Source organism: Micromonospora sp. NPDC049107, from assembly GCF_040648595.1.
In the GTDB taxonomy this organism is placed as follows: Bacteria; Actinomycetota; Actinomycetes; order Mycobacteriales; family Micromonosporaceae; genus Micromonospora.
In genome coordinates, this window is sequence record NZ_JBEZEC010000015.1 from 29,564 (window position 1) to 48,540 (window position 18,977).

Annotated in this window: 24 protein-coding genes; 12 read left to right on the forward strand and 12 right to left on the reverse strand. The window is 72.0% G+C overall.

Going from position 1 to position 18,977, the window contains the following annotated elements:
- Positions 1 to 14: 14 nt before the first annotated feature.
- From AB0B55_RS29710 to AB0B55_RS29720, 3 genes are all read left to right on the forward strand, one after another.
- On the forward strand, positions 15 to 200 hold the full coding sequence (locus AB0B55_RS29710) for a DUF6104 family protein (RefSeq protein WP_139582193.1): 186 nt from the start codon (positions 15 to 17) through the stop codon (positions 198 to 200).
- Between the two features lie 186 nt (positions 201 to 386).
- Positions 387 to 2,456, forward strand: a complete 2,070-nt coding sequence (pta, locus tag AB0B55_RS29715; RefSeq protein WP_357175299.1) for a phosphate acetyltransferase — start codon at positions 387 to 389, stop codon at positions 2,454 to 2,456.
- Complete coding sequence (locus AB0B55_RS29720; RefSeq protein WP_357175302.1) at positions 2,453 to 3,568, forward strand: acetate kinase; 1,116 nt, start codon at positions 2,453 to 2,455, stop codon at positions 3,566 to 3,568. Before pta ends, AB0B55_RS29720 begins: the two co-directional genes overlap by 4 nt.
- Here the strand turns inward: AB0B55_RS29720 and AB0B55_RS29725 are convergent.
- Positions 3,565 to 3,732 (reverse strand): hypothetical protein, encoded by a 168-nt coding sequence (locus AB0B55_RS29725; protein ID WP_357175305.1) that lies wholly within the window; start codon positions 3,730 to 3,732, stop codon positions 3,565 to 3,567. The two genes, AB0B55_RS29720 and AB0B55_RS29725, sit on opposite strands and share 4 nt — an antisense overlap.
- Before the next feature lie 158 nt (positions 3,733 to 3,890).
- Here AB0B55_RS29725 and AB0B55_RS29730 point away from each other — a divergent pair, with 158 nt between their 5' ends.
- The gene (locus AB0B55_RS29730; RefSeq protein ID WP_357175308.1) at positions 3,891 to 4,784 is read left to right on the forward strand and encodes an alpha/beta hydrolase; all 894 of its coding nucleotides are present in this window, start codon (positions 3,891 to 3,893) and stop codon (positions 4,782 to 4,784) included.
- A gap of 35 nt (positions 4,785 to 4,819) precedes the next feature.
- Here the strand turns inward: AB0B55_RS29730 and AB0B55_RS29735 are convergent, their stop codons facing one another.
- Positions 4,820 to 5,194 (reverse strand): type II toxin-antitoxin system VapC family toxin, encoded by a 375-nt coding sequence (locus AB0B55_RS29735; protein WP_357125810.1) that lies wholly within the window; start codon positions 5,192 to 5,194, stop codon positions 4,820 to 4,822.
- Positions 5,191 to 5,445 (reverse strand): type II toxin-antitoxin system prevent-host-death family antitoxin, encoded by a 255-nt coding sequence (locus AB0B55_RS29740; RefSeq protein WP_357125813.1) that lies wholly within the window; start codon positions 5,443 to 5,445, stop codon positions 5,191 to 5,193. The genes AB0B55_RS29735 and AB0B55_RS29740 overlap by 4 nt, the downstream gene beginning before the upstream one ends.
- A 120-nt stretch (positions 5,446 to 5,565) precedes the next feature.
- Between AB0B55_RS29740 and AB0B55_RS29745 the strand changes: the two genes are divergently transcribed.
- The gene (locus AB0B55_RS29745; RefSeq protein ID WP_357175312.1) at positions 5,566 to 6,111 is read left to right on the forward strand and encodes an aminoglycoside adenylyltransferase; all 546 of its coding nucleotides are present in this window, start codon (positions 5,566 to 5,568) and stop codon (positions 6,109 to 6,111) included.
- Here the strand turns inward: AB0B55_RS29745 and AB0B55_RS29750 are convergent.
- Positions 5,993 to 6,454, reverse strand: a complete 462-nt coding sequence (locus AB0B55_RS29750; protein ID WP_357175315.1) for a MerR family transcriptional regulator — start codon at positions 6,452 to 6,454, stop codon at positions 5,993 to 5,995. The genes AB0B55_RS29745 and AB0B55_RS29750 overlap by 119 nt on opposite strands.
- A gap of 90 nt (positions 6,455 to 6,544) precedes the next feature.
- Here AB0B55_RS29750 and AB0B55_RS29755 point away from each other — a divergent pair, with 90 nt between their 5' ends.
- Entirely contained in the window at positions 6,545 to 7,594 is a 1,050-nt protein-coding gene (locus AB0B55_RS29755) for an aldo/keto reductase (protein WP_357175318.1), read from the forward strand.
- Between the two features lie 75 nt (positions 7,595 to 7,669).
- A complete protein-coding gene (locus AB0B55_RS29760) occupies positions 7,670 to 8,635 on the forward strand; it encodes a chlorophyllase (RefSeq protein ID WP_357175321.1) in 966 nt (321 codons plus the stop codon).
- Positions 8,636 to 8,759: 124 nt separating this feature from the next.
- On the opposite strand, the gene AB0B55_RS29765 is transcribed toward AB0B55_RS29760, so the two are convergent.
- From AB0B55_RS29765 to AB0B55_RS29775, 3 genes are all read right to left on the reverse strand, one after another.
- Positions 8,760 to 9,722: a zinc-binding dehydrogenase gene (locus AB0B55_RS29765; protein WP_357175324.1), complete on the reverse strand. Its 963-nt coding sequence runs from the start codon at positions 9,720 to 9,722 to the stop codon at positions 8,760 to 8,762.
- A 150-nt stretch (positions 9,723 to 9,872) separates the two neighbouring features.
- A complete protein-coding gene (locus AB0B55_RS29770; protein ID WP_357175327.1) occupies positions 9,873 to 11,051 on the reverse strand; it encodes an NADP-dependent malic enzyme in 1,179 nt (392 codons plus the stop codon).
- A 144-nt stretch (positions 11,052 to 11,195) separates the two neighbouring features.
- A complete protein-coding gene (locus AB0B55_RS29775; protein WP_357125834.1) occupies positions 11,196 to 11,546 on the reverse strand; it encodes a S24/S26 family peptidase in 351 nt (116 codons plus the stop codon).
- 84 nt (positions 11,547 to 11,630) lie between these two features.
- Between AB0B55_RS29775 and sodN the strand changes: the two genes are divergently transcribed.
- The 3 genes from sodN to AB0B55_RS29790 are packed head-to-tail and all read left to right on the forward strand — an operon-like array spanning position 11,631 to position 12,992.
- Positions 11,631 to 12,035 (forward strand): superoxide dismutase, Ni, encoded by a 405-nt coding sequence (sodN, locus tag AB0B55_RS29780; RefSeq protein ID WP_355050524.1) that lies wholly within the window; start codon positions 11,631 to 11,633, stop codon positions 12,033 to 12,035.
- Complete coding sequence (locus AB0B55_RS29785) at positions 12,032 to 12,553, forward strand: GNAT family N-acetyltransferase (protein ID WP_357125838.1); 522 nt, start codon at positions 12,032 to 12,034, stop codon at positions 12,551 to 12,553. Before sodN ends, AB0B55_RS29785 begins: the two co-directional genes overlap by 4 nt.
- Positions 12,554 to 12,584: 31 nt before the next feature.
- The gene (locus tag AB0B55_RS29790; protein WP_357126538.1) at positions 12,585 to 12,992 is read left to right on the forward strand and encodes an ATP-binding protein; all 408 of its coding nucleotides are present in this window, start codon (positions 12,585 to 12,587) and stop codon (positions 12,990 to 12,992) included.
- Positions 12,993 to 13,106: 114 nt separating this feature from the next.
- On the opposite strand, the gene AB0B55_RS29795 is transcribed toward AB0B55_RS29790, so the two are convergent.
- Positions 13,107 to 13,496 (reverse strand): hypothetical protein, encoded by a 390-nt coding sequence (locus AB0B55_RS29795; RefSeq protein WP_357125841.1) that lies wholly within the window; start codon positions 13,494 to 13,496, stop codon positions 13,107 to 13,109.
- Between the two features lie 43 nt (positions 13,497 to 13,539).
- Between AB0B55_RS29795 and AB0B55_RS29800 the strand changes: the two genes are divergently transcribed.
- Together AB0B55_RS29800 and AB0B55_RS29805 are read left to right on the forward strand one after the other, a co-directional pair.
- Positions 13,540 to 14,490: a diacylglycerol kinase family protein gene (locus tag AB0B55_RS29800; protein ID WP_357125844.1), complete on the forward strand. Its 951-nt coding sequence runs from the start codon at positions 13,540 to 13,542 to the stop codon at positions 14,488 to 14,490.
- 447 nt (positions 14,491 to 14,937) lie between these two features.
- Positions 14,938 to 15,195: a WhiB family transcriptional regulator gene (locus tag AB0B55_RS29805; protein ID WP_007072794.1), complete on the forward strand. Its 258-nt coding sequence runs from the start codon at positions 14,938 to 14,940 to the stop codon at positions 15,193 to 15,195.
- Positions 15,196 to 15,280: 85 nt separating this feature from the next.
- Here AB0B55_RS29805 and AB0B55_RS29810 read toward each other — a convergent pair whose 3' ends face one another.
- Genes AB0B55_RS29810 through AB0B55_RS29825 form a run of 4 tightly spaced genes read right to left on the reverse strand, consistent with a single transcriptional unit; the run spans position 15,281 to position 18,676 of the window.
- On the reverse strand, positions 15,281 to 16,051 hold the full coding sequence (locus tag AB0B55_RS29810; RefSeq protein ID WP_357175439.1) for a CbiX/SirB N-terminal domain-containing protein: 771 nt from the start codon (positions 16,049 to 16,051) through the stop codon (positions 15,281 to 15,283).
- On the reverse strand, positions 16,048 to 16,809 hold the full coding sequence (locus AB0B55_RS29815; protein WP_357125848.1) for a phosphoadenylyl-sulfate reductase: 762 nt from the start codon (positions 16,807 to 16,809) through the stop codon (positions 16,048 to 16,050). Before AB0B55_RS29815 ends, AB0B55_RS29810 begins: the two co-directional genes overlap by 4 nt.
- On the reverse strand, positions 16,806 to 16,967 hold the full coding sequence (locus AB0B55_RS29820) for a hypothetical protein (protein WP_355050529.1): 162 nt from the start codon (positions 16,965 to 16,967) through the stop codon (positions 16,806 to 16,808). Before AB0B55_RS29820 ends, AB0B55_RS29815 begins: the two co-directional genes overlap by 4 nt.
- Positions 16,964 to 18,676: a nitrite/sulfite reductase gene (locus AB0B55_RS29825; RefSeq protein ID WP_357175330.1), complete on the reverse strand. Its 1,713-nt coding sequence runs from the start codon at positions 18,674 to 18,676 to the stop codon at positions 16,964 to 16,966. The genes AB0B55_RS29820 and AB0B55_RS29825 overlap by 4 nt, the downstream gene beginning before the upstream one ends.
- Between the last annotated feature and the right edge of the window lie 301 nt (positions 18,677 to 18,977).

The window sequence follows — 18,977 nt, forward strand, 5'->3', positions numbered from 1 at the left end:
CGAGGACGTACGCCGTGTACTTCACCGACCGTGGCATCGAGGAGCTGGTCGAACGCCGGGGCGACGAGCAGGTGACCCTGGAGTGGCTGGGCGAGCGCCTGCGCGACTTCGTCGACCTCAACCCGGAGTTCGAAACCCCCATCGAACGCCTGGCAACCTACCTGGCCCGCCTGGACGACCCCGACGACGAAGACGCCTAACCCCTTTGACCCGGTGATCAAGAGGTTCGCGTCACTTCTGGCCCCGATCGTGACGCAAACCTCTTGATCACGAGGGCGGGGTGCTCGGGAGGGGGCGGGGTGCTCGGGAGGGGGCGGGGTGCTCGGGAGGGGGCGGGGTGCTCGGGAGGGGGCGGGGTGGGGCCGGCGATCTTCTAGGGTGGGGGCGTGGCTCGCAGCGTGTACCTGACCAGCGTGGGTTCGGGCGGGGGTAAGTCGACCATCGCTCTCGGACTGGCCGAACTGCTGTCGCGGCAGGTGGGGCGGATCGGCGTGTTCCGGCCGCTGGTCGCCGACACCGGCCCCGATTCGATCCTCGCCCTGCTCAGCGAGCGGTACCGGGTCGAGGTGCCGGTCGCCGAGCTGGCCGGGGCCACCTACGCCGAGGCGGCCGCGCTGGTCGCCGACGGCCGGCGCGAAGAGCTGATCTCCGCGATCGTGGAGCGCTACCGGGCGGTCGAGCGGCAGTGCCCTGCGGTGGTCGTGGTGGGCAGCGACTTCGACGAGCCGGGTGACCCCGCGCACCCCCGCGAGCTGGCCTTCAACGCCCGGCTGGCCACCGAGTTCGGCAGCGTGGTGGTACCGGTGGTGGACGGCTACGAGCAGGAGCCGGCGACCGTCGCGGCGGCCATGCGCGGGGCGTACCACGATCTGGCCGACCTGGGCGCGACAGTGCTCGCGGTGATCGCCAACCGGGTGCCCGGACCGATGACGCTGCCGGAGCTGCCGGTGCCCGCGTACGCCATCCCGGAGGTGCCGAGCGTGTCGGCGCCGACGGTGGCCGAGGTGGCGGCGGCGCTCGGCGCCACCCTGCTGGCCGGGGACGACGCCGCGCTCGGGCGGGACGTGCTGGACTTCGTGGTCGGCGCGGCGCACGTGCCGACCCTGTTGGGCCACCTCACCGAGGGGGCGCTGGTGATCACCCCGGGCGACCGGGCCGACCTGCTCGTCGCCGCCAGCGCGGCCCACGTGGCCGGGCAGGTGTCGGTGGCCGGGTTGGTGCTCACCCTGGGCGAGCAGCCCGATCCCCGGGTCATGCGGCTGGTGGAGGGGTTGAACACCGGGCTGGCGGTGCTGTCCGTGGGCAGCGACAGCTACGACACGGTCGAGGCGTCCAGCCGAATCGAGGGGCGGCCCAGCGTGGCCAACCCGCGCAAGGTGGAGGCCGCGCTGGGCGCGTTCGAACGCTGCGTGGACACCGACGACCTGGCCCGCCGGCTCCGGGTGAGCCGCTCGACGCGGGTCACCCCGCTGATGTTCGAGAACGAGCTGATCGACCGGGCCCGCTCGCAGCGCCGCCACCTGGTGCTTCCCGAGGGCACCGACGACCGGATCCTGCGGGCGGCGGAAATCCTGCTACGCCGGGGCGTGGCCGACCTGACGCTGCTGGGCCGTCCCGACGACATCGCCCGGCGCACCCGCGAGCTGGGCATCGACCTTGGCGACGCGCGGCTCGTCGACCCGACGAGCAGTGGGTGGCACGACGAGTTCGCCGCCGAGTACGCGCGCCTGCGCGCCCACCGGGGCGTCACCGCCGAGCTGGCGTACGACATCGTGGCCCAGCCCAACTACTTCGGCACGCTCATGGTGGCCACCGGGCACGCCGACGGCATGGTCTCCGGCGCCACGCACACGACCGCCGCCACCATCCGACCCGCCTTCGAGATCATCCGTACCGTCCCGGACGTCTCGGTGGCCTCCAGCGTCTTCTTCATGCTGTTGCGCGACCGGGTGCTGGTCTACGGCGACTGCGCGGTGAACCGCGACCCGGACGCCGCCCAGCTCGCCGACATCGCGATCTCGTCGGCCGACACCGCCGCACGGTTCGGCATCGAGCCCCGGGTGGCCATGCTGTCGTACTCCACCGGCAGCTCCGGCGCGGGCGCCGACGTGGAGAAGGTCGCCGCGGCCACCGCGCTCGTCCGGGAACGCCGGCCCGACCTGCTGGTCGAGGGGCCGATCCAGTACGACGCGGCGATCGATCCGGCGGTGGCGGCGACCAAACTGCCGGAGAGCAAGGTCGCCGGGCACGCCACGGTCTTCATCTTCCCGGACCTCAACACGGGCAACAACACGTACAAGGCGGTGCAGCGCTCGGCCGGGGCGGTCGCCGTCGGGCCGGTGATGCAGGGCCTGCGCCGGCCGGTGAACGACCTGTCCCGGGGCGCGCTGGTGCCGGACATCGTGAACACGGTGGCGATCACCGCCATCCAGGCGGCCGCCGGGGAGGCGTCATGAGTCGGGTCCTGGTGCTCAACTGCGGGTCGTCGTCGGTGAAGTGGCGGCTCTACGACGGGGACCGCACGCTCGGGCAGGGCACCGTCGAGCGGGTCGGCGAGGCCGGTGGCGGCCCGGCGGACCACGCCAGCGCGGTCCGGCAGATCCTGGACGGGCTGGACCTGACCGGGTTGACAGCCGTCGGGCACCGCGTGGTGCACGGCGGCCGGACGTTCACCGCCCCGACGCTCGTCGACGACGCGGTGCTGGCCGCGATCCGCGACCTGGTCCCGCTCGCCCCGCTGCACAACCCGGCCAACCTGGCCGGCATCGAGATGGCACGGGCGGCCCTGCCGGACGTACCGCAGGTCGCCGTCTTCGACACGGCGTTCCACCACACCCTGCCCGAGGCCGCCGCGACCTACGCGATCGACCGGGACACCGCCGAGCGGTACGACATCCGCCGGTACGGCTTCCACGGCACCTCGCACGCGTACGTCTCCCGGCGCACCGCCGAGCTGTTGGACCGCCCGTACGGGCAGCTCAACACGATCACCCTGCACCTGGGCAACGGGGCGAGCGCCTGCGCGGTGGCCGGTGGTCGCAGCGTCGCCACCTCGATGGGGATGTCACCCCTGCAAGGGCTGGTGATGGGCACCCGCAGCGGCGACCTGGACCCGACCGTGATCTTCCACCTGCGACGCGAGGGCGGCCTGTCGGTGGACGAGATCGACGACCTGCTCAACCACCGCAGCGGCCTGCTCGGCCTGAGCGGCGTCAACGACATGCGCGAGGTACTGCAACGCCGGGCCGCCGGCGACCGGGCCGCCGCGCTGGCCTTCGACGTCTACTGCCGGCGGATCACCGAGTACGTCGGGGCGTACTACGCGCTGCTCGGCCGCGTCGACGCGATCGCGTTCACCGCCGGGGTGGGCGAGCACGCCGCCGGGGTGCGGGCTGCCGCGCTGGCCGGCCTGGACCGGCTCGGCATCAGCGTGGACGACACCCGCAACGACGGCCAGGGTGACCGGGTGATCTCACCCGACGGCGCCGAGGTGAGCGTGTGCGTCATCCGCACCGACGAGGAACGGGAGATCGCCCGGCAGACCCGGGACGTGGTGGGGAAGCTCTAGGCGAGCCAGACGACCAGGGCCACCAGCAGCACCACGACCACCGCCGCGCCGACGATGAGGGGCAGCCGGGACGGCGCGTCGGCCGGGGCGGTGGCCTCCGGCGTCTGGGTGAAGGCACGGAACGCCTCGGTGTTGCCACTGGGGTCGGTGTAGTTCTCAGCCATGCCGGTGACCCTAGCGAAGCCGTGGCCGACGCACCGCCCCCACCTCCCGTGGTCGCGTCGGGTCGGACCGGGCGGCGGAGGTGACCCGACCGGGTGGGGGGCAGAGGCAGGCCGGACGGCGGGGCCGTCGCGCAGGTCCCGACGCCTACGGTGAGACAGTGGGGGCGGGACGCCTGGTCGCCGTACTGGTGACAGCGCTGCTGGCGGGGTGCGCGCCGGCCTCCGCCGTGGCCGGCGGGTCCACTGGGCCACCGGCCGCGCGCCGAGCGCCCGAGGGGTCGTACACCGTCGGCGTGCGTACGCTCACCCTCGATCCGCGCTCGGCGCGCCCCCTGCCGGTGACCCTCTGGTATCCGGTGGGCACCGACGGTGTGGCCGCCGGGCGGTTCCCGGTGGTCGTCTACAGCCACGGGCTGCACAGCCGGCCCGAACTGCACGCCGGGTTGACCACCCGGTGGGCGGCGGCCGGATTCGTGGTGGCCGCGCCGGCGTACCCGCACACCCGCTCGGACGCCGCGCACTTCACCCGGGCCGACGTCCGCAACCAGCCCGCCGACGGTTGGCGGCTGATCCGGCACCTGGGACGCCTCGACCGCGACCCGGGTGATCCGCTCGCCGGCCACCTGGATCTCGCGTCGGTCGCCGCCGCCGGTCACTCGGCGGGCGGCTTCACCACCTCCGGCATGTTCACCGAGGGGCACCCGACCCGGTTGCGCGCCGGCATCGTGATCGCCGGCGGCGGACTGCCCGGCAGCTTCGCGGGGCCGAGCGCCCCGGTGCTGTTCGTGCACGGCACGGCCGACCCGGTGGTGCCGGTGACGGTCGGGCGGGCGGCGTACGCGCGCACCCGGGGTCCGGCGGCCTTCCTCAGCGTCGTGGGGCAGGGGCACGGCGAGTACCTCACGCCGGACCGTCCCGGGTTCACACCGGTGCTGGCCACGACGACCGACTTCCTGCGCTGGACCCTCTACGGCGACAGCACGGCCGGCGCGCGCCTCCCCCTCGACGCCCGCACGGCGCTGACCCGCTACGAGTCACGCCCGGCCCGCTAGCAACTCCCCACCCGGCACCCGGCCGAGCCGTCCGGTCACACCTTGAGGACGTCCACGTCGTACAGGGCTATCGACGCGTCGCGCGAAGCGAGGGTCAACCCTTCGGTGATCGCCTGCGCCACCAGCATGCGGTCGAAGGGGTCGCGGTGATGTGGTGGCAGGCGGCCAGCGGCGATGGCGTGGGCATGGGTCACCGGGAGGTCCCGGAAGCCCATGTCTCGAACCCGCTCCGCAAGGTCAGGCGGTCCGGCGAGTTTCCCGGTGCTCTGCTTGATGGTGATCTCCCACAGGGTGACCGGGGAGAGGAAGATGTCTGGCTCGTGGCGTAGTTGGTCGAGCAACTCGGGGCCGAGGTCCGGGTCGCCGGCGATGGCCCAGAGGGCGACGTGAGTGTCCAGCAGCAGGTTCATGCGCCGAGGCCGAAGTCCTCGGCGATCTCGGCGTTGGTCCGTGGTGAGTCCCAGTCACCCGAGAGGTCCAGTTCGCCGGCGAGCGAGCCGATCGCGGTGCGGTTGGCCCGCCGGACCAGGGGTACGACCTTCGCCACCGGGGTGCCCGCCCGGTCGATGATGATCTCCTCGCCGCGTTCCACCCGTTCGATGATGCGCGACAGATGGGTCTTGGCATCATGCATGTTGTAGTGCACGGCCTCAGCCGACATGGCGCAGCCCTCTCGCTTAGCTAAGGGATTAGTCTAGCCTGTTTGAACGCTGACGTCAGCGGCCTTGTCGGCTCGGGGCGGGGGTCGGACGCGCACGCCTCCCGACGGTACCGTGGCCCGATGGACGACCTCGCGCGTCGCCAGTTGGCGAGCATCGCCGAACTGGTCGAGGTGACCGGACCGGCAGGTGTCCCGGTGTGGTTGCGCGGCGGGTGGGCGATGGACTTCCACCTCGGCGCGGTGACCCGCCCGCACGTCGACGTCGACTGGTACTGCTGGCACGAGGACGCGCCGCGACTCGCCGCACTGCTGCTGGCCCGGGGCTGGCGTCCCGACCCGAGGATGCCGGCGGAGCGACAGCTCGACCTGTTCGCGGGAGACGTCGAGGTCAGCGTGGCGTACCTGGGCCGGGACGGCAGCGGTCGGCCGACCGTGGGCGCCGGCCCCTGGGCGGGCACCCTCCTGCCGGCCGGGATGCTGGACGCGCCGCCCGGCCGGATCGGCGCGTTGGTCGTACCGGCGATCTCGGTGGCGGCCCAGATCGAGTTCAAGCAGATGTACCCGGTGTGGATGCCGGAGCGTCCCCGCCGTCCGAAGGACGCGGACGACCTGGCTCGACTGCTCGCTGGGCCTCGTCGAGCAGGTCCTCGTACACCCCGATCTTGAAACCGATCAGGTCCAGGCACTGCGTGAGTTTGCCGATCTGGCCGGTGACGCGCTCGCGGTGCTCGCGCATCAGGGCAAGACGTTCCTCCTCGTTGCCGGCACCCGCCCGGACGAGGTCGGCGTACCGGCGCAGCGCGGGCAACGGCATGCCCGAGGTACGGAGAATGATGCAGACGGTCAACCAGTCCACGTCGTCCTGGCTGTAGACGCGACGCCCGCCGGCCCCTCGGCGTACGGGATCGACGAAGACGCCCTCCTGCTCGTAGAAGCGCAGGGCGTGCACGCTCAGGCCGGTGCGTTCGGCGACCTGCCCGATGCTCAGACTCGCGATGTCGTCGGCCATGCCGAGCAGGGTAGCGAGGCTTGACCTAGAGCCGACTCCAGCTCCTAGGGTCCCCCGTGATCGTCACGACATCGCCAGAGGAGCATCGGCATGCGCTATCGCACCCTCGGCGGGACCGGCATCGAGGTGAGCACCCACTGCCTCGGAAGCATGATGTTCGGTGCCGTCGGAAACCCGGACCACGACGAGTGCGTCCGCATCATCCACACCGCGATCGACAGCGGCATCAACGCCATCGACACCGCCGACATGTACGGCCGGGGTGAGTCCGAGCAGATCGTGGGGAAGGCGCTGCGGGGGCGTCGCGACGACGTCGTCCTCGCCACCAAGGTCCACTTTCCGATGGGCGAGGGGCCCAACCAGGGTGGCAACTCGCGGCGGTGGATCCTCAAGGCGGTCGAGGGGAGCCTCCAACGTCTGGGTACCGACTGGATCGACCTCTACCAGGTCCACCGCCCGGACCCCTCGACTGACATCGAGGAGACGCTTTCGGTGCTCACCGACCTGGTGAGCCAGGGACAGATCCGCGCCTTCGGATGTTCGACGTTCCCCGCTGAGGAGATCGTCGAGGCACACCAGGTGTCCGAGCGTCGCGGCCTCGGCCGGCTGCGCACCGAGCAGCCGCCGTACTCGATCCTCGCCCGCGGGGTGGAGACCTCGGTCCTCCCGGTCTGCCAGCGCTACGGCATGGGGGTGCTGGTCTGGAGCCCGCTCGCCTTCGGCTTCCTCAGCGGCAGGTACCGCAAGGATCGGGCCGTCGACCTGTCGACCGGGCGGGCGGTTCTCCGGCCGGCGCAGTTCGATCCCGCGATCGCGGAGAACGCGGCCAAGCTCGACATCGTCGAGCGGCTCGTCGACCTCGCGGCGGACATCGGGTGCACGCTGCCACAACTCGCCATCGCCTTCACCGTGGCCCATCCGGCGGTCACCTCGGCGATCATCGGACCACGGACCATGCAGCACCTGGAGGACCTGCTCAAGGGCGCGAGCCTCGCCCTGGACGACGCGACCCTCGACCGGATCGACGAGATCGTGCCACCCGGCACGAACCGGTACGAGCCCGACGCCGCCTTCCGCCCCCGCTCCCTGACCGACCCGGCGCGGCGGCGGCGTCCGCTCTCCGAACGCGCCGCGGCCTGAGACGACCGGTGACAGCGTGGCCGCAGCGCGCCGGACCGCCCCGAGCCACCGGCGCGGCACGGCACAATTGAGGCCATGTCGCGTCGTGTCACCCCCACGCTGCTGGCCAGCGCCCTGCTCCTGACCGGTCTGGTCGGCTGCTCCACGGACGCCCCGAGGAAGGAGACCGCGCCGGTCGCCGTCGAGCCGCCGCCGGCCGCCACGCCGACACCGCGGGTACCCGCCGGGTCCGCGCCCGAGAGCGCCTTCGGCGTCGGCGTACGACAGCTCAAGCTGAACCGGGACGGCCGTGCGCTGCCGGTGACCCTCTGGTATCCGGCGGCCGGGAAGGCCGGCGGCGCGGCCAGGCGGTCCGCGGCGGCGGCGGACGGCCGGTTTCCGGTGGTGATGTTCAGCCACGGCCTCGGCGGACGGCCGGAGGACTACGCCGCGCTGCTGACCCGCTGGGCGGCGGCGGGCTTCGTGGTGGCCGCGCCGGCCTTTCCGCACACCTCCAAGGGCGGCGACGGCAACGTCCTCGATGTGCTCAACCAACCGGCCGACGTGTCGTACGCGCTGACCCAGGTGCTGGCGCTCGACGGCAAGGCCGGCGACGGGCTGCGCGGCCGGTTGGCGACCGACCGGGTGGCCGCGGCGGGGCACTCGGCCGGCGGGGTGACCACCATCGGCCTGTTCACCGCGGGCCGGGACGAACGGCTGGACGCCGGGGTGGTGTTCGCCGGTACGGCCGTCGGCGTCGGTACGGCGTTCGCGGGCGCGACCGCGCCGCAGTTGTTCGTGCACGGCGAGTTGGACGAGGTGGTCGACTACGCGGCGGGCAAGGCGGCGTACGACAAGGTGCCGTGGCCGAAGGCGCTGCTGAGCCTGCCCAAGGGTGACCACGGCCGAGCGCTGCTCGGCGACGCCGCGTCACTGCGGGTCGTCTCGGACACGTCCGTCGAGTTCCTGCGCTGGTCGCTGTACGGCGACCCGGCGGCCAAGAAGCGCATCGCCAAGGACGCGACCCGCAACGACATCGCAACCTTCGACGATCACCTCTGACCGTCGCCCCTCCCCCGCGCGATCTTGCACTTTCTGTCGCGTCATAGCGGGACATTTTTCGCGAGACGGCAACAGAAAGTGCAAGATCGCGGGGGTGTGGAGGTGTGGGGGCCGGGCGCGGGGGTCAGGCGGTGTGGTCGAGGACGACCTTGCCGAAGGCGTCGCCGGAGTGCAGGCGGGCGAAGGCGTCCTCGACCCGGCTGAACGGGACCACGCTGTCCACCACCGGGCGGACCTCGTTCTCGGCGCAGAACGCCAGCAGCTCGTACAGCTCCCCGGGGGTGCCCATCGACGTGCCCAGGATCTCCAACTGCATGGCGAAGACCCGGCGCAGGTTGACCGTCGGCTGGTGGCCGGCGGTGGCGCCGGAGACCACGATTCGGGCCATCGGGGCGGCCGACTTCATCGAGTGCTCGAAGGTCGCCGCGCCGACCGTCTCGATCACCACGTCGACCCGCTCCGGCAGCCGGGCGCCGGGCTCCACAGCGGTGGCCCCGAGAGCGGGGATCCGCTCGCGCTTGGCGGCGTCGCGACTGGTCGCGTACACCCGTTTGCCCATCGCGACGGCGAGCGCGACGGCCGCCGTCGCGACGCCGCCGCCCGCGCCCTGCACCAGCACGCTGTCGGCGTCCGCGACGCGACCCTTGGTGGTCAGCATCCGCCACGCGGTCAGCCAGGCCGTGGGCAGGCACGCGGCGTCGGTCGCGGCCATGCCGCCGGGCAGCGGGACCAGGTTCGACCGGGGTACGGCGACCTGCTCGGCGAGGGTCCCGGCGAAGTGCTCGGAGAGGATGGAGACGCCGCGTGGGTCACCGGGAGTGACGACGACCGGGTAGACGACCACGTTGTTGCCCTCGGGGTCCACACCCACCGCGTCGCAGCCGAGGATCATCGGCAACTGCGCCTCGGTGAGCCCCACCCCGCGCAGCGACCATAGGTCGTGGTGGTTGAGCGAGGTGGCGCGCACCCGCACGGTCACCCAGTCGTCCTCCGGGTGGGTCGGCTCGGGTCGCTCACCGACGGTGAGGGCGGTGAGCGGATCGGCGTCGTCGAAGCGGGAGACGAAGGCAGCACGCATGATCGGCACCGTAACAAGCTGAGCGCTCGTTAAGAAGGGCCGGCCGCCGGGCCACGCCGCACGCCGGTCACGCCGTCGCGGTCACCACGCCGGTCACGGCGTTCCGGTCACCACGCCGGTCACGGCGTTCCGGTCACCACGCCGGTCACGGCGTTCCGGTCACCGCCGGGCCACGCCGTCACGGCGGGCGGCCTCGGCCACCGCCTCGGCGACGGCCGGAGCGACACGCGGGTCCAGCGGCGACGGGACGATCGCCTCGGGAGTCAGCGACTCGGCCACCACCCCGGCGATGGCGTCCGCCGCGGCGACCTTCATCGCGTCGGTGATCCGGGTGGCGCCGGCGTCCAGCGCGCCCCGGAACACCCCGGGGAACGCCAGCACGTTGTTGATCTGGTTGGGGTAGTCGCTGCGGCCCGTGGCGACCACCGCGACGTGCCGGGCGGCCACCTCCGGGTGCACCTCCGGGGTGGGATTGGCCAGCGCGAACACGATCCCACCGGGTGCCATACCGGCGATGGCGGCCTCCGGGATCTCGCCTCCGGAGACGCCGATCAGCACGTCCGCGTCGCGCAGCGCCTCGGTGATGTCGCCGTGGCGGCCGTCCGCGTTGGTGCTCGCCGCCAACTCGGCCTTGCCACCGGTCAGCTCGGTGCGGTGCCGGCCGATGATCCCCTTCGAGTCGCAGACGACGACCTGGTCGGGGTTGACGCCACCGGCGATGAGCATCTTCGTCACGGCCACCCCGGCCGCGCCCGCGCCGCTCACCGCGACCCGCAGGTCGCCGAGCTTGCGGTTGAGCAGGGTGGCGGCGTTACGCAGCGCCGCGAGCACCACGATGGCGGTGCCGTGCTGGTCGTCGTGGAAGACCGGGATGTCCAGCGCCTCGTCGAGGCGACGCTCGATCTCGAAGCAGCGCGGCGCGCTGATGTCCTCCAGGTTGATCCCGCCGAACGAGGGGGCCAGCGCCCGCACCACCGCGACGATCTCGTCCACATCCTGGGTGTCCAGGCAGATCGGCACCGCGTCCACCCCGGCGAACTGCTTGAACAGCACCGCCTTGCCCTCCATCACCGGCAGGGCGGCGCGCGGGCCGATGTTGCCGAGCCCCAACACGGCCGAGCCGTCGGTCACCACCGCGACAGCGTGCGACGCCCAGGTGTACTCGTCGGCCAGGGCGGGGTCGGCGGCGATCGCCTCGCACACCCGGGCCACCCCCGGGGTGTACGCCAGGGAGAGGTCCTCGCGGCTGGTGAGCGGCACCGTCGAGGCGACGGCCATCTTGCCGCCGACGTGCAGTTGGAAGACGGGATCAGCGGGGTCCACGGTGGATGAAGACATGGCGGTGACTCCAGGATCTGTCGAGCAGATGTGAGGCGGCGGGCCCGGCCGCGAGGTGGGCGGCGAGCGATGGCACGCGGCGCGGGGGGTCACCCGGCACTTTCCGAGCATAGTGTCGACCCTGCCCCTCGGATGTGAGCAGGGTCATATATCCCGACGAGGCACCCGTCCGGGGCGCGGCCAGTAGCGAGCCACCACCCGGCCGCGTACGTCGGCCACGCCGTACGCCCGGGAGTCGTCGGTGATCAACTCGTTGTCACCGCGCAGCCACCAGCCGCCATCCTGGGGCCGGACCGCCCGCTTGACGACCAGCAGTTCCGGCCGTGTTCGGAAGACCGCGACCACCACGTCGCCGGGCCGGATGGGACGCCCGCCCGAGCGGACCAGCACCGCGTCGCCGTGCCGCAGCGTCGGCGCCATGGACGGGCCGGCCACCGCGACCGCCGTCAGCGGGCCGCGCAAACGAGGCGGCTCACCCGGGTGATCGGCGCGCACCGGTTTCACCTCCACCCGGTTCGGGGAGCATTCCCAGGAGTAATGTCGCCTTTGATCATCGCAAACTTCCCATGGAGGATCCCGATGCGACTTCCGCGCATCCTTGCGCCCCGCGTCACCGCGAGCGCTCACTGCGACCTGCCGTGCGGCGTCTACGACCCGGCCCAGGCCCGGATCGAGGCCGAATCGGTCAAAATGATCTGCGAGAAGTACCAGGCGAACACCGACCCGGAGTTCCGCACCCGGGCGGTCATCATCAAGGAGCAGCGCGCCGAGCTGGTCAAGCACCACCTGTGGGTGCTCTGGACCGACTACTTCAAGGCGCCGCACTTCGAGAAGTACCCGAACCTGCACACCCTGTTCAACGAGGCCACCAAGCTCGCCGGCGCCAGCGGCGTCAAGGGCAGCCTCGACCCGGCCACGGCCGACCAGCTCCTCGCGAAGATCGACGAGATCGCGAAGATCTTCTGGGAGACCAAGAAGGCGTGACCAACCCGGTCACCCCGACGATCCGGCCGGTACGTCCCGCGGACGTACCGGCCGTCGTCGCCATGGTGCACGAACTGGCGGCGTACGAACGCGCTCCCGAGCAGTGTCACCTCACCGAGGAACAGCTCACCTCGGCGCTGTTCACCACCGCTCCGGCCCTCTTCGGTCACGTCGCGGTCGACGAGCACGACGCGCCGGTCGGCTTCGCCCTGTGGTTCCTCAACTTCTCCACCTGGGCCGGCGTGCACGGCATCTACCTGGAGGACCTGTACGTCTCCCCGGCGGCCCGGGGCACCGGCGCGGGCCGCCTACTGCTCGCCACGCTGGCCGACATCTGCGTACGTCGGGGTTACCGCCGGCTGGAGTGGTGGATGATCGAGTGGAATCCGGCCGCCGGCTTCTACGCCTCGATCGGCGCCCAGCAGATGAACGAGTGGGTCCCGTACCGGCTCAGCGGTGACGCCCTACGCGATCTGGCCGCTCAGGCGGAGGCCGCCGACACGCGCCCGGGCGACTGACCGGGTAGAGTCCCCGACCGGGGGGATGAGCGTGACTCAACTGACCGGCCAGCCAACGACCGACGACGACGTGGTGCACCTCACGGTGCCCGCCGACGGCGGTTACCTCGGCGTGCTCCGTACCGCCACCGCAGGCCTCGCGGCCCGGCTGCAGTTCGCGCTCGACGAGATCGAGGATCTGCGGATCGCGGTCGACGAGGCGTGCGCCATGCTGCTCGCCATCGCCACCCGTGACGCCGAGTTGGAGTGTCGGTTCGCTGTCACCAACGACGCGCTGACCGTCGAGGTGACCGTGCCGACCGTCCGCGGCGCCACGCTGCCCGCCGAGTCGTCCTTCGCCTGGAAGGTGCTCACCGCGCTGACCACGTCGGCGTCCGCCACGGCCACCGACGGCCGGGCGACCATCTCGTTGCTGACCCGCCGCTCCGGCGGCTACTGACCGGCAACGCTCCGCCGTGCCGGGCCGCGAGGCTCAGGCGGCGCGGCGTCGCGGGCGGGGCCACCGTGCACGTCAGCGTGCCGCGACGGGCTCAGCCGCGCCCGCCGGTCGACGTCACTCGAAGCCGAGGGCCTTCGTCGTGGGCGGGCTGACGAGCAGCCAGCCGACGCCCAGGCCGAGCGCCATCAGCGGAATGCCCAGCCAGCCCAGCCCGCCCTGGATCATGAACCAGCCGATCGGCAGCAGCATCAGCTGAAGGACGATCGCGGGGGCCCGTGCGCCGGCCCGGCGGCGCAGCAGCGCGCGGCCCAGCGCCCACAGCGCGACGGCCGCCCCGACGGCGAAGGCGGTCACCAGCAACGCCGACGCGAGATCGGTGGTGGCGGCGGTCAGGTCGGCCCAGAGCAACCAGACCGCGATCAGCCCGACGGCGACCGCCTCCGCCCACAGCAGCCGCACCGCCCAGCGAAGCGTGCCGGGAATCCGGGCCGAGTCGATGGTCACGCGCGCCACGATACCCGTGCTACCGAGAGGTACAGTGCCGCCCATGCGGGCCGTCCTGGTGGTCAATCCGAAGGCCACCACCACCAGCGAACGCAGCCGAGACGTGCTTGTCCGTGCGCTGCGCAGCGAAGTCGACCTCAGTGTGCGCTACACCCGCCGCCGGGGGCACGCCATGGCGTTGGCCCGGGAGGCCGCCGCGGAGGGCGTCGATCTCGTCGTCACCCTGGGTGGTGACGGCACCGTGAACGAGGTGGTGAACGGCCTGATGACGGCCGAGCCGCCGGCCGGTGTCGGTGACGCGTCGATGGCCCAGCGACTGCCGGCGCTGGCCACCGTCCCGGGCGGTTCCACGAACGTCTTCGCCCGCGCGTTGGGTCTGCCCCGGGAGTGGCCGGACGCCACCAGCATGATCCTGGAAGGGCTGCGCCTGGGCCGGCAGCGCACGGTCGGGCTGGGCCGCGCCGACGACCGCTACTTCACCTTCTGCGCCGGGTTCGGGCTGGACGCCGCCGTCATCCACCGGGTGGAGCAGGCCCGGCGCAAGGGGCGGGTCTCGACGCCCGGGCTCTACTTCCGCTCGATCATGAGCCAGTACTTCTTCGCCTCGGACCGGCGGCATCCGGCGATCAGTCTGGAGCGACCGGGTGAGGAGTCGGAGGGCGAGCTGGCCACCGTCATCATCCAGAACACCGCCCCGTGGACGTACCTGGGTGATCGGGAGGTCAACCCGAATCCGGAGGCGTCGTTCGACCTCGGCCTCGACGTGCTGGCACTGCGACAGCTCCGGGTGGCTAGCACAACACGGACAGTCACCCAATTCATGGGTCGGCAGCCAGATCCGAACGGACGTCAGGTGTTACGCCTCCATGACACTGCGGAGTTCACGCTGGTCTCCAGCCGCCCGCAGGCGTTCCAGCTCGACGGTGACTATCTTGGCGAGCGGGAGAAGGTCAGATTCACCTCCATTCCGGCCGCACTGAGAGTAATCTGCTAGGTCTCGGGTACTGCCCTTGGTCGACGCGGCGCCGCAACCGCTTCGGCAGGCGCCGCCACACCGAGGGGCAGGTGCCGGAAATGTCAGCAATGTCACGCGGACTGTACTATATTGATCCTCGACTGTGGCACGGCGGGTAACCAGGAAGGCACTGGAACCCGGACAAATGGGTTGTGGGCTTGCTCACCGCGCGGAGTTTTTCCGAGCGTCACCCTTGACATCGCGAGCGTTCGTGAAAGTATTCACAAGCGAACTTGAGTTACCGGGACATTGCCTGGATATGCTCGTCAGGTTGAGCTGTTCCAGCAGGTCCCCGGGGCTGACTGCCTGCTCACGCACTGCCGAATGGTCAGACGCGAACGGTCACCATAGGCACTGCGGATGCATATAGGAAAAGCACGACCCGCAATAAATTGCCACCCATCCAGAATGAGGAGTGTTGCCGCCATGGACTGGCGTCACCATGCTGTCTGCCGCGACGAGGACCCGGAGCTGTTCTTCCCGATTGGGACGTCCGGACCGGCTCTCCTTCAGGTCGAGCAGGCCAAGGCCGTCTGCCGGCGCTGCTCCGTCACCGACCAGTGCCTTCAGTGGGCGCTCGAGTCGGGTCAGGACGCCGGCGTCTGGGGCGGGATGAGCGAGGAGGAGCGGCGCGCTGTCAAGCGGCGCGGCGGCCTCCGGGTGCTGCGCGCTCACTCCGCCTGATCTCCCAACGACACAGCAGTACGCCCCGGCAGGTCCGCCTGCCGGGGCGTACTGCTGTCCAAAACCGACCGGGTCGGACGAGCGGTCAGGCCGGCTCGTCGACCCGGCTCAGCACCAGCTCTGCCAACTCGGGCGCATCCGTCAACGGGGCCGCCACCGCCACCGCGCCGGCCGCCCGCGCCGAGGCGGTCACCGCGTCGTGGAACAGGCCCGGCGCGAGAAAGTACGCGGACACCGCGACCCGACGCGCGCCCCCCGCCCGCAGCCGCGTCACCGCCACACCCGTCGCCGGCGGGGCCGCCGAGGCGTACGACACCCGGCAGGGCACCCCGAACTCAACGCCGAGCGCATCGGCCACCCGGCCCACGGAACCGCGCGCACGCGCGTCCCGGGTGCCCGCGGCGGCCAGCACCAGGGCGTCGAAGCGCCCCGGCGCGACCTCCCCGAGCCGACGACGCAGCCCCGCCAGCAGGGCCGGCGTCACCGTCCCGTCCGCCGGGCCGAGCACGTCGGTCACCCGTACCGTCAGCGCTGCTCCGGCCGTCGTCGCGGCGGTCACCGCCGCCGGGATGTCCACCCGACGGTGGTACGCGGCGGTCAGCAGTAGCGGCACCACCACCGCACGCCGGTGCCCCGCCTGGACCAGCGTGCGCAGCACCTCGGTCGGCCCCGGCTCGGTGTGGTCCAGCCAGCTCGCCCACACCGACAGGCCGGGCCGGGCCGCCGACACCGCCCGGGCCAGCGCCCGGGTGGCCTCGGCGGCTCGTGGATCCCGGCTGCCGTGCGCCACCAGCACCACCGGGACCGCCCCGCCGGCCGCACCGGGGCCGGTCGGGGTCGTCGACGACGAGGTCAGACGTGCAGCCCGCACTCGGTCTTCTCGAACATGGCCCAGCGGCCAGCGCGCGGATCCTCGCCGGCCTTCGTCCGGCGGGTGCACGGCCAGCAGCCGATCGAGCCGTACCCCTGCTTGAACAGCTCGTTGACCGGCACGTTCCAGCGGGCGATGTAGGCGTCCACGTCCCCCTGCGACCAGGCCGCGATCGGGTTGACCTTGACCTTGCCGCGCCGCGCGTCGAACGTCACCACCGGCGTGTTGGCCCGGGTCGGCGACTCGTCCCGACGCAGACCGGCGGCCCAGGCGTCGTACCCGGACAGGGCCCGCTCCAACGGCTCCACCTTGCGCAACTGGCAGCAGTCGTCCGGCGACTTGTTGAACAGTCGCGGACCGTACTGGCCGTCCTGCTGCCCCACGGTGAGCCGGGGTCGGATCGACCGGACGTTCACCGGCAGCGTACGGGCGACCTCGTCGCGTACGCGGAGCGTCTCGGGGAAGTGCAGACCGGTGTCGAGGAAGACCACGTCCACGCCCGGGGCGACCCGGGACACCAGGTGGGCCAGGACGGCGTCGGCCATCGAACTGGTGACGCAGAACCGGTCGCCGAAGGTCTGCGCCGCCCAGCGGGCGATCTCCAGCGCGGGAGCGCCCTCCAGCTCCCGACCGGCGTCCTCGGCCAGCACGCGCAGCTCGTCCGGACTGCGCAGGGACGGGTCGGCAGGCTTCGGACCACCCGGGCCGACCAGGCGCAGGCTTGCTGCGGAGACGAGGCTCATCGGGTCACCGTCCGGGAGAGCAGCCCGGTGAACTTCACCGAGAAGACCCGGGCGCAGGCGTGGCACTCCCAGGCGCCGTGCCCCGCCTCGTGCGGCCGCAGGTCCTCCTCGCCGCAGTACGGGCAGTACAGGGGTGCCGCTCGGTTCTCGCTGCTCACCGCAGTTCCTCCTCGTCGACTCTGATCACCCAGTTGGCGAACGTCTCGCCCTCGTTCCGCCCGGCCAGGTAGCGGCGGGCCAGCCGTTCCACGTACTCGGGAAGCTCCTCGGCGGTGGTCTTCAGGCCTCGCAGCTTGCGGCCGAAACCGGCGGTCTGCCCCTGGGCCATGCCGAGGCCGCCGCCCAGGTGCACCTGGAAGCCCTCCACCTGCCGGCCGTCCGGGCCGACCACCAGCTGACCCTTGAGGCCGATGTCGGCGACCTGGGTGCGGGCGCAGGCGTTCGGGCAGCCGTTGATGTGGATCGAGATGTCCGCGTCGAAGTCGCGCAGCCGCTGCTCCAGCCGGGCCACCAGCTCCTCACCGCGAGCCTTGGTCTCGACGATGGCGAGCTTGCAGTACTCGATGCCGGTGCACGCCATCGTGCCGCGACGCCACGCCGACGGCCGGGCCTCCAGGCCGATGCCGCGGAGCGCGTCGACGAGCGACTCCGTCCGCGCCGTCGGCACGTCGAGCACCAGCAGCTTCTGGTACGGAGTGAGCCGCACCCGGTCGCTGCCGTGCGCCTCGACCACGTCGGCCAGTTGGCTGAGCTGCGCGCCGGAGACCCGCCCGACCACCGGGGCAGCACCCACGTAGTTCCGCCCATCGGCCTGCTCGTGCACACCCACGTGGTCGATCGGCTTCGACGGCAGGGTCGGCGCGGGGCCGTCGAGCAGCGTACGACCGAGGTAGTCCTTCTCCAGGACCTCGCGGAAGCGCTCGACGCCCCAGTCCGCGACCAGGAACTTCAGCCGGGCCCGGTTACGCAGCCGGCGGTAGCCGTAGTCACGGAAGATGCCGACCACGCCGGCCCAGACGTCCGGTACCTCGGCCAGCGGCACCCAGACGCCGAGCCGCTGGGCGAGCATCGGGTTGGTGGAGAGGCCGCCACCGACCCAGACGTCGAAGCCGGGGCCGTGCTCGGGGTGGTCGACACCGAGGAACGCGATGTCGTTCGACTCGTACGGGGTGTCGACCAGCCAGGAGATCGACGTCTTGAACTTGCGGGGCAGGTTGGAGTACTGCTTGTCACCCACGTACCGGGCAACGATCTCGTCGACCGCCGGGGTCGGGTCGAGCAGCTCGTCGCGGGCCACCCCGGCGACCGGGCTGCCGAGCACGATGCGCGGGCAGTCGCCGCACGCCTCGGTGGTCTGCAGGCCGACCGATTCGAGCCGACGCCAGATCTCCGGCATGTCCTCGACGCGGATCCAGTGGTACTGGATGTTCTGCCGGTCGGTGATGTCGGCGGTGTCCCGGGCGAACTCCCGGGAGATGTCCGCGATGACCCGCAACTGGGCCAGGCTGAGCTGGCCGCCGTCGATGCGGACGCGGAGCATGAAGAACTCGTCCTCCAGCTCGTGCGGCTCCAGCACGGCGGTGCGCCCGCCGTCGATGCCCGCCTTGCGCTGGGTGTAGAGGCCCCACCAGCGGAACCGGCCGCGCAGGTCCTGCGGGTCGATGGAGGCGAAGCCACGGTGCGCGTAGATGTTCTCGATCCGGGCCCGAACGTTGAGCGGGTCGTCGTCCTTCTTGATCCGCTCGTTGGGGTTGAGCGGCTCACGGTGCCCGAGCGCCCACTGGCCCTCGCCCCGGGGCCGGCGCGGCGGCCGGGCGGGCCGGGCCGTCGGGTCCTCGGGCCGGGCCGGGATGCTGCTGACCGCCATCGCGGCGTCCTCCGTTGTCTGCTGTGCCTCGGGGCACGCGCGGGGCGCGACGGCCGGCCCGACGAAGCGGGCGGGACAACGGTGTCTTCAGACAGCCGGCGCGGAGCGCGCCCGAGACAGATTGGTCGGGCGTCGTCAGTGAGCCGGACAGATGGCGCTGCGCACGCGGCCGTAGTCGACGTGGCGACGAGCCACGAAGCGGCGGACGACAGCGGCGGTCATGCGCCCATGCTGCCACACCGGGTAGGGCCCGGCCAATGTCCACGTGCGGCATCCCACATCACGGGCCAGCCAACTCGCG

What these genes read in the sequence shown, in the direction of transcription:
- AB0B55_RS29805 (WP_007072794.1), top strand. Translation starts at nt 14,938, where the DNA reads ATGGACTGGCGTCACCATGCTGTCTGCCGCGACGAGGACCCGGAGCTG.
- AB0B55_RS29815 (WP_357125848.1), bottom strand. Translation starts at nt 16,809, where the DNA reads ATGAGCCTCGTCTCCGCAGCAAGCCTGCGCCTGGTCGGCCCGGGTGGT.
- AB0B55_RS29720 (WP_357175302.1), top strand. Translation starts at nt 2,453, where the DNA reads ATGAGTCGGGTCCTGGTGCTCAACTGCGGGTCGTCGTCGGTGAAGTGG.
- AB0B55_RS29800 (WP_357125844.1), top strand. Translation starts at nt 13,540, where the DNA reads ATGCGGGCCGTCCTGGTGGTCAATCCGAAGGCCACCACCACCAGCGAA.
- AB0B55_RS29755 (WP_357175318.1), top strand. Translation starts at nt 6,545, where the DNA reads ATGCGCTATCGCACCCTCGGCGGGACCGGCATCGAGGTGAGCACCCAC.
- AB0B55_RS29825 (WP_357175330.1), bottom strand. Translation starts at nt 18,676, where the DNA reads ATGGCGGTCAGCAGCATCCCGGCCCGGCCCGAGGACCCGACGGCCCGG.
- AB0B55_RS29750 (WP_357175315.1), bottom strand. Translation starts at nt 6,454, where the DNA reads ATGGCCGACGACATCGCGAGTCTGAGCATCGGGCAGGTCGCCGAACGC.
- AB0B55_RS29760 (WP_357175321.1), top strand. Translation starts at nt 7,670, where the DNA reads ATGTCGCGTCGTGTCACCCCCACGCTGCTGGCCAGCGCCCTGCTCCTG.
- AB0B55_RS29745 (WP_357175312.1), top strand. Translation starts at nt 5,566, where the DNA reads ATGGACGACCTCGCGCGTCGCCAGTTGGCGAGCATCGCCGAACTGGTC.
- AB0B55_RS29735 (WP_357125810.1), bottom strand. Translation starts at nt 5,194, where the DNA reads ATGAACCTGCTGCTGGACACTCACGTCGCCCTCTGGGCCATCGCCGGC.
- AB0B55_RS29725 (WP_357175305.1), bottom strand. Translation starts at nt 3,732, where the DNA reads ATGGCTGAGAACTACACCGACCCCAGTGGCAACACCGAGGCGTTCCGT.
- sodN (WP_355050524.1), top strand. Translation starts at nt 11,631, where the DNA reads ATGCGACTTCCGCGCATCCTTGCGCCCCGCGTCACCGCGAGCGCTCAC.
- AB0B55_RS29740 (WP_357125813.1), bottom strand. Translation starts at nt 5,445, where the DNA reads ATGTCGGCTGAGGCCGTGCACTACAACATGCATGATGCCAAGACCCAT.
- AB0B55_RS29770 (WP_357175327.1), bottom strand. Translation starts at nt 11,051, where the DNA reads ATGTCTTCATCCACCGTGGACCCCGCTGATCCCGTCTTCCAACTGCAC.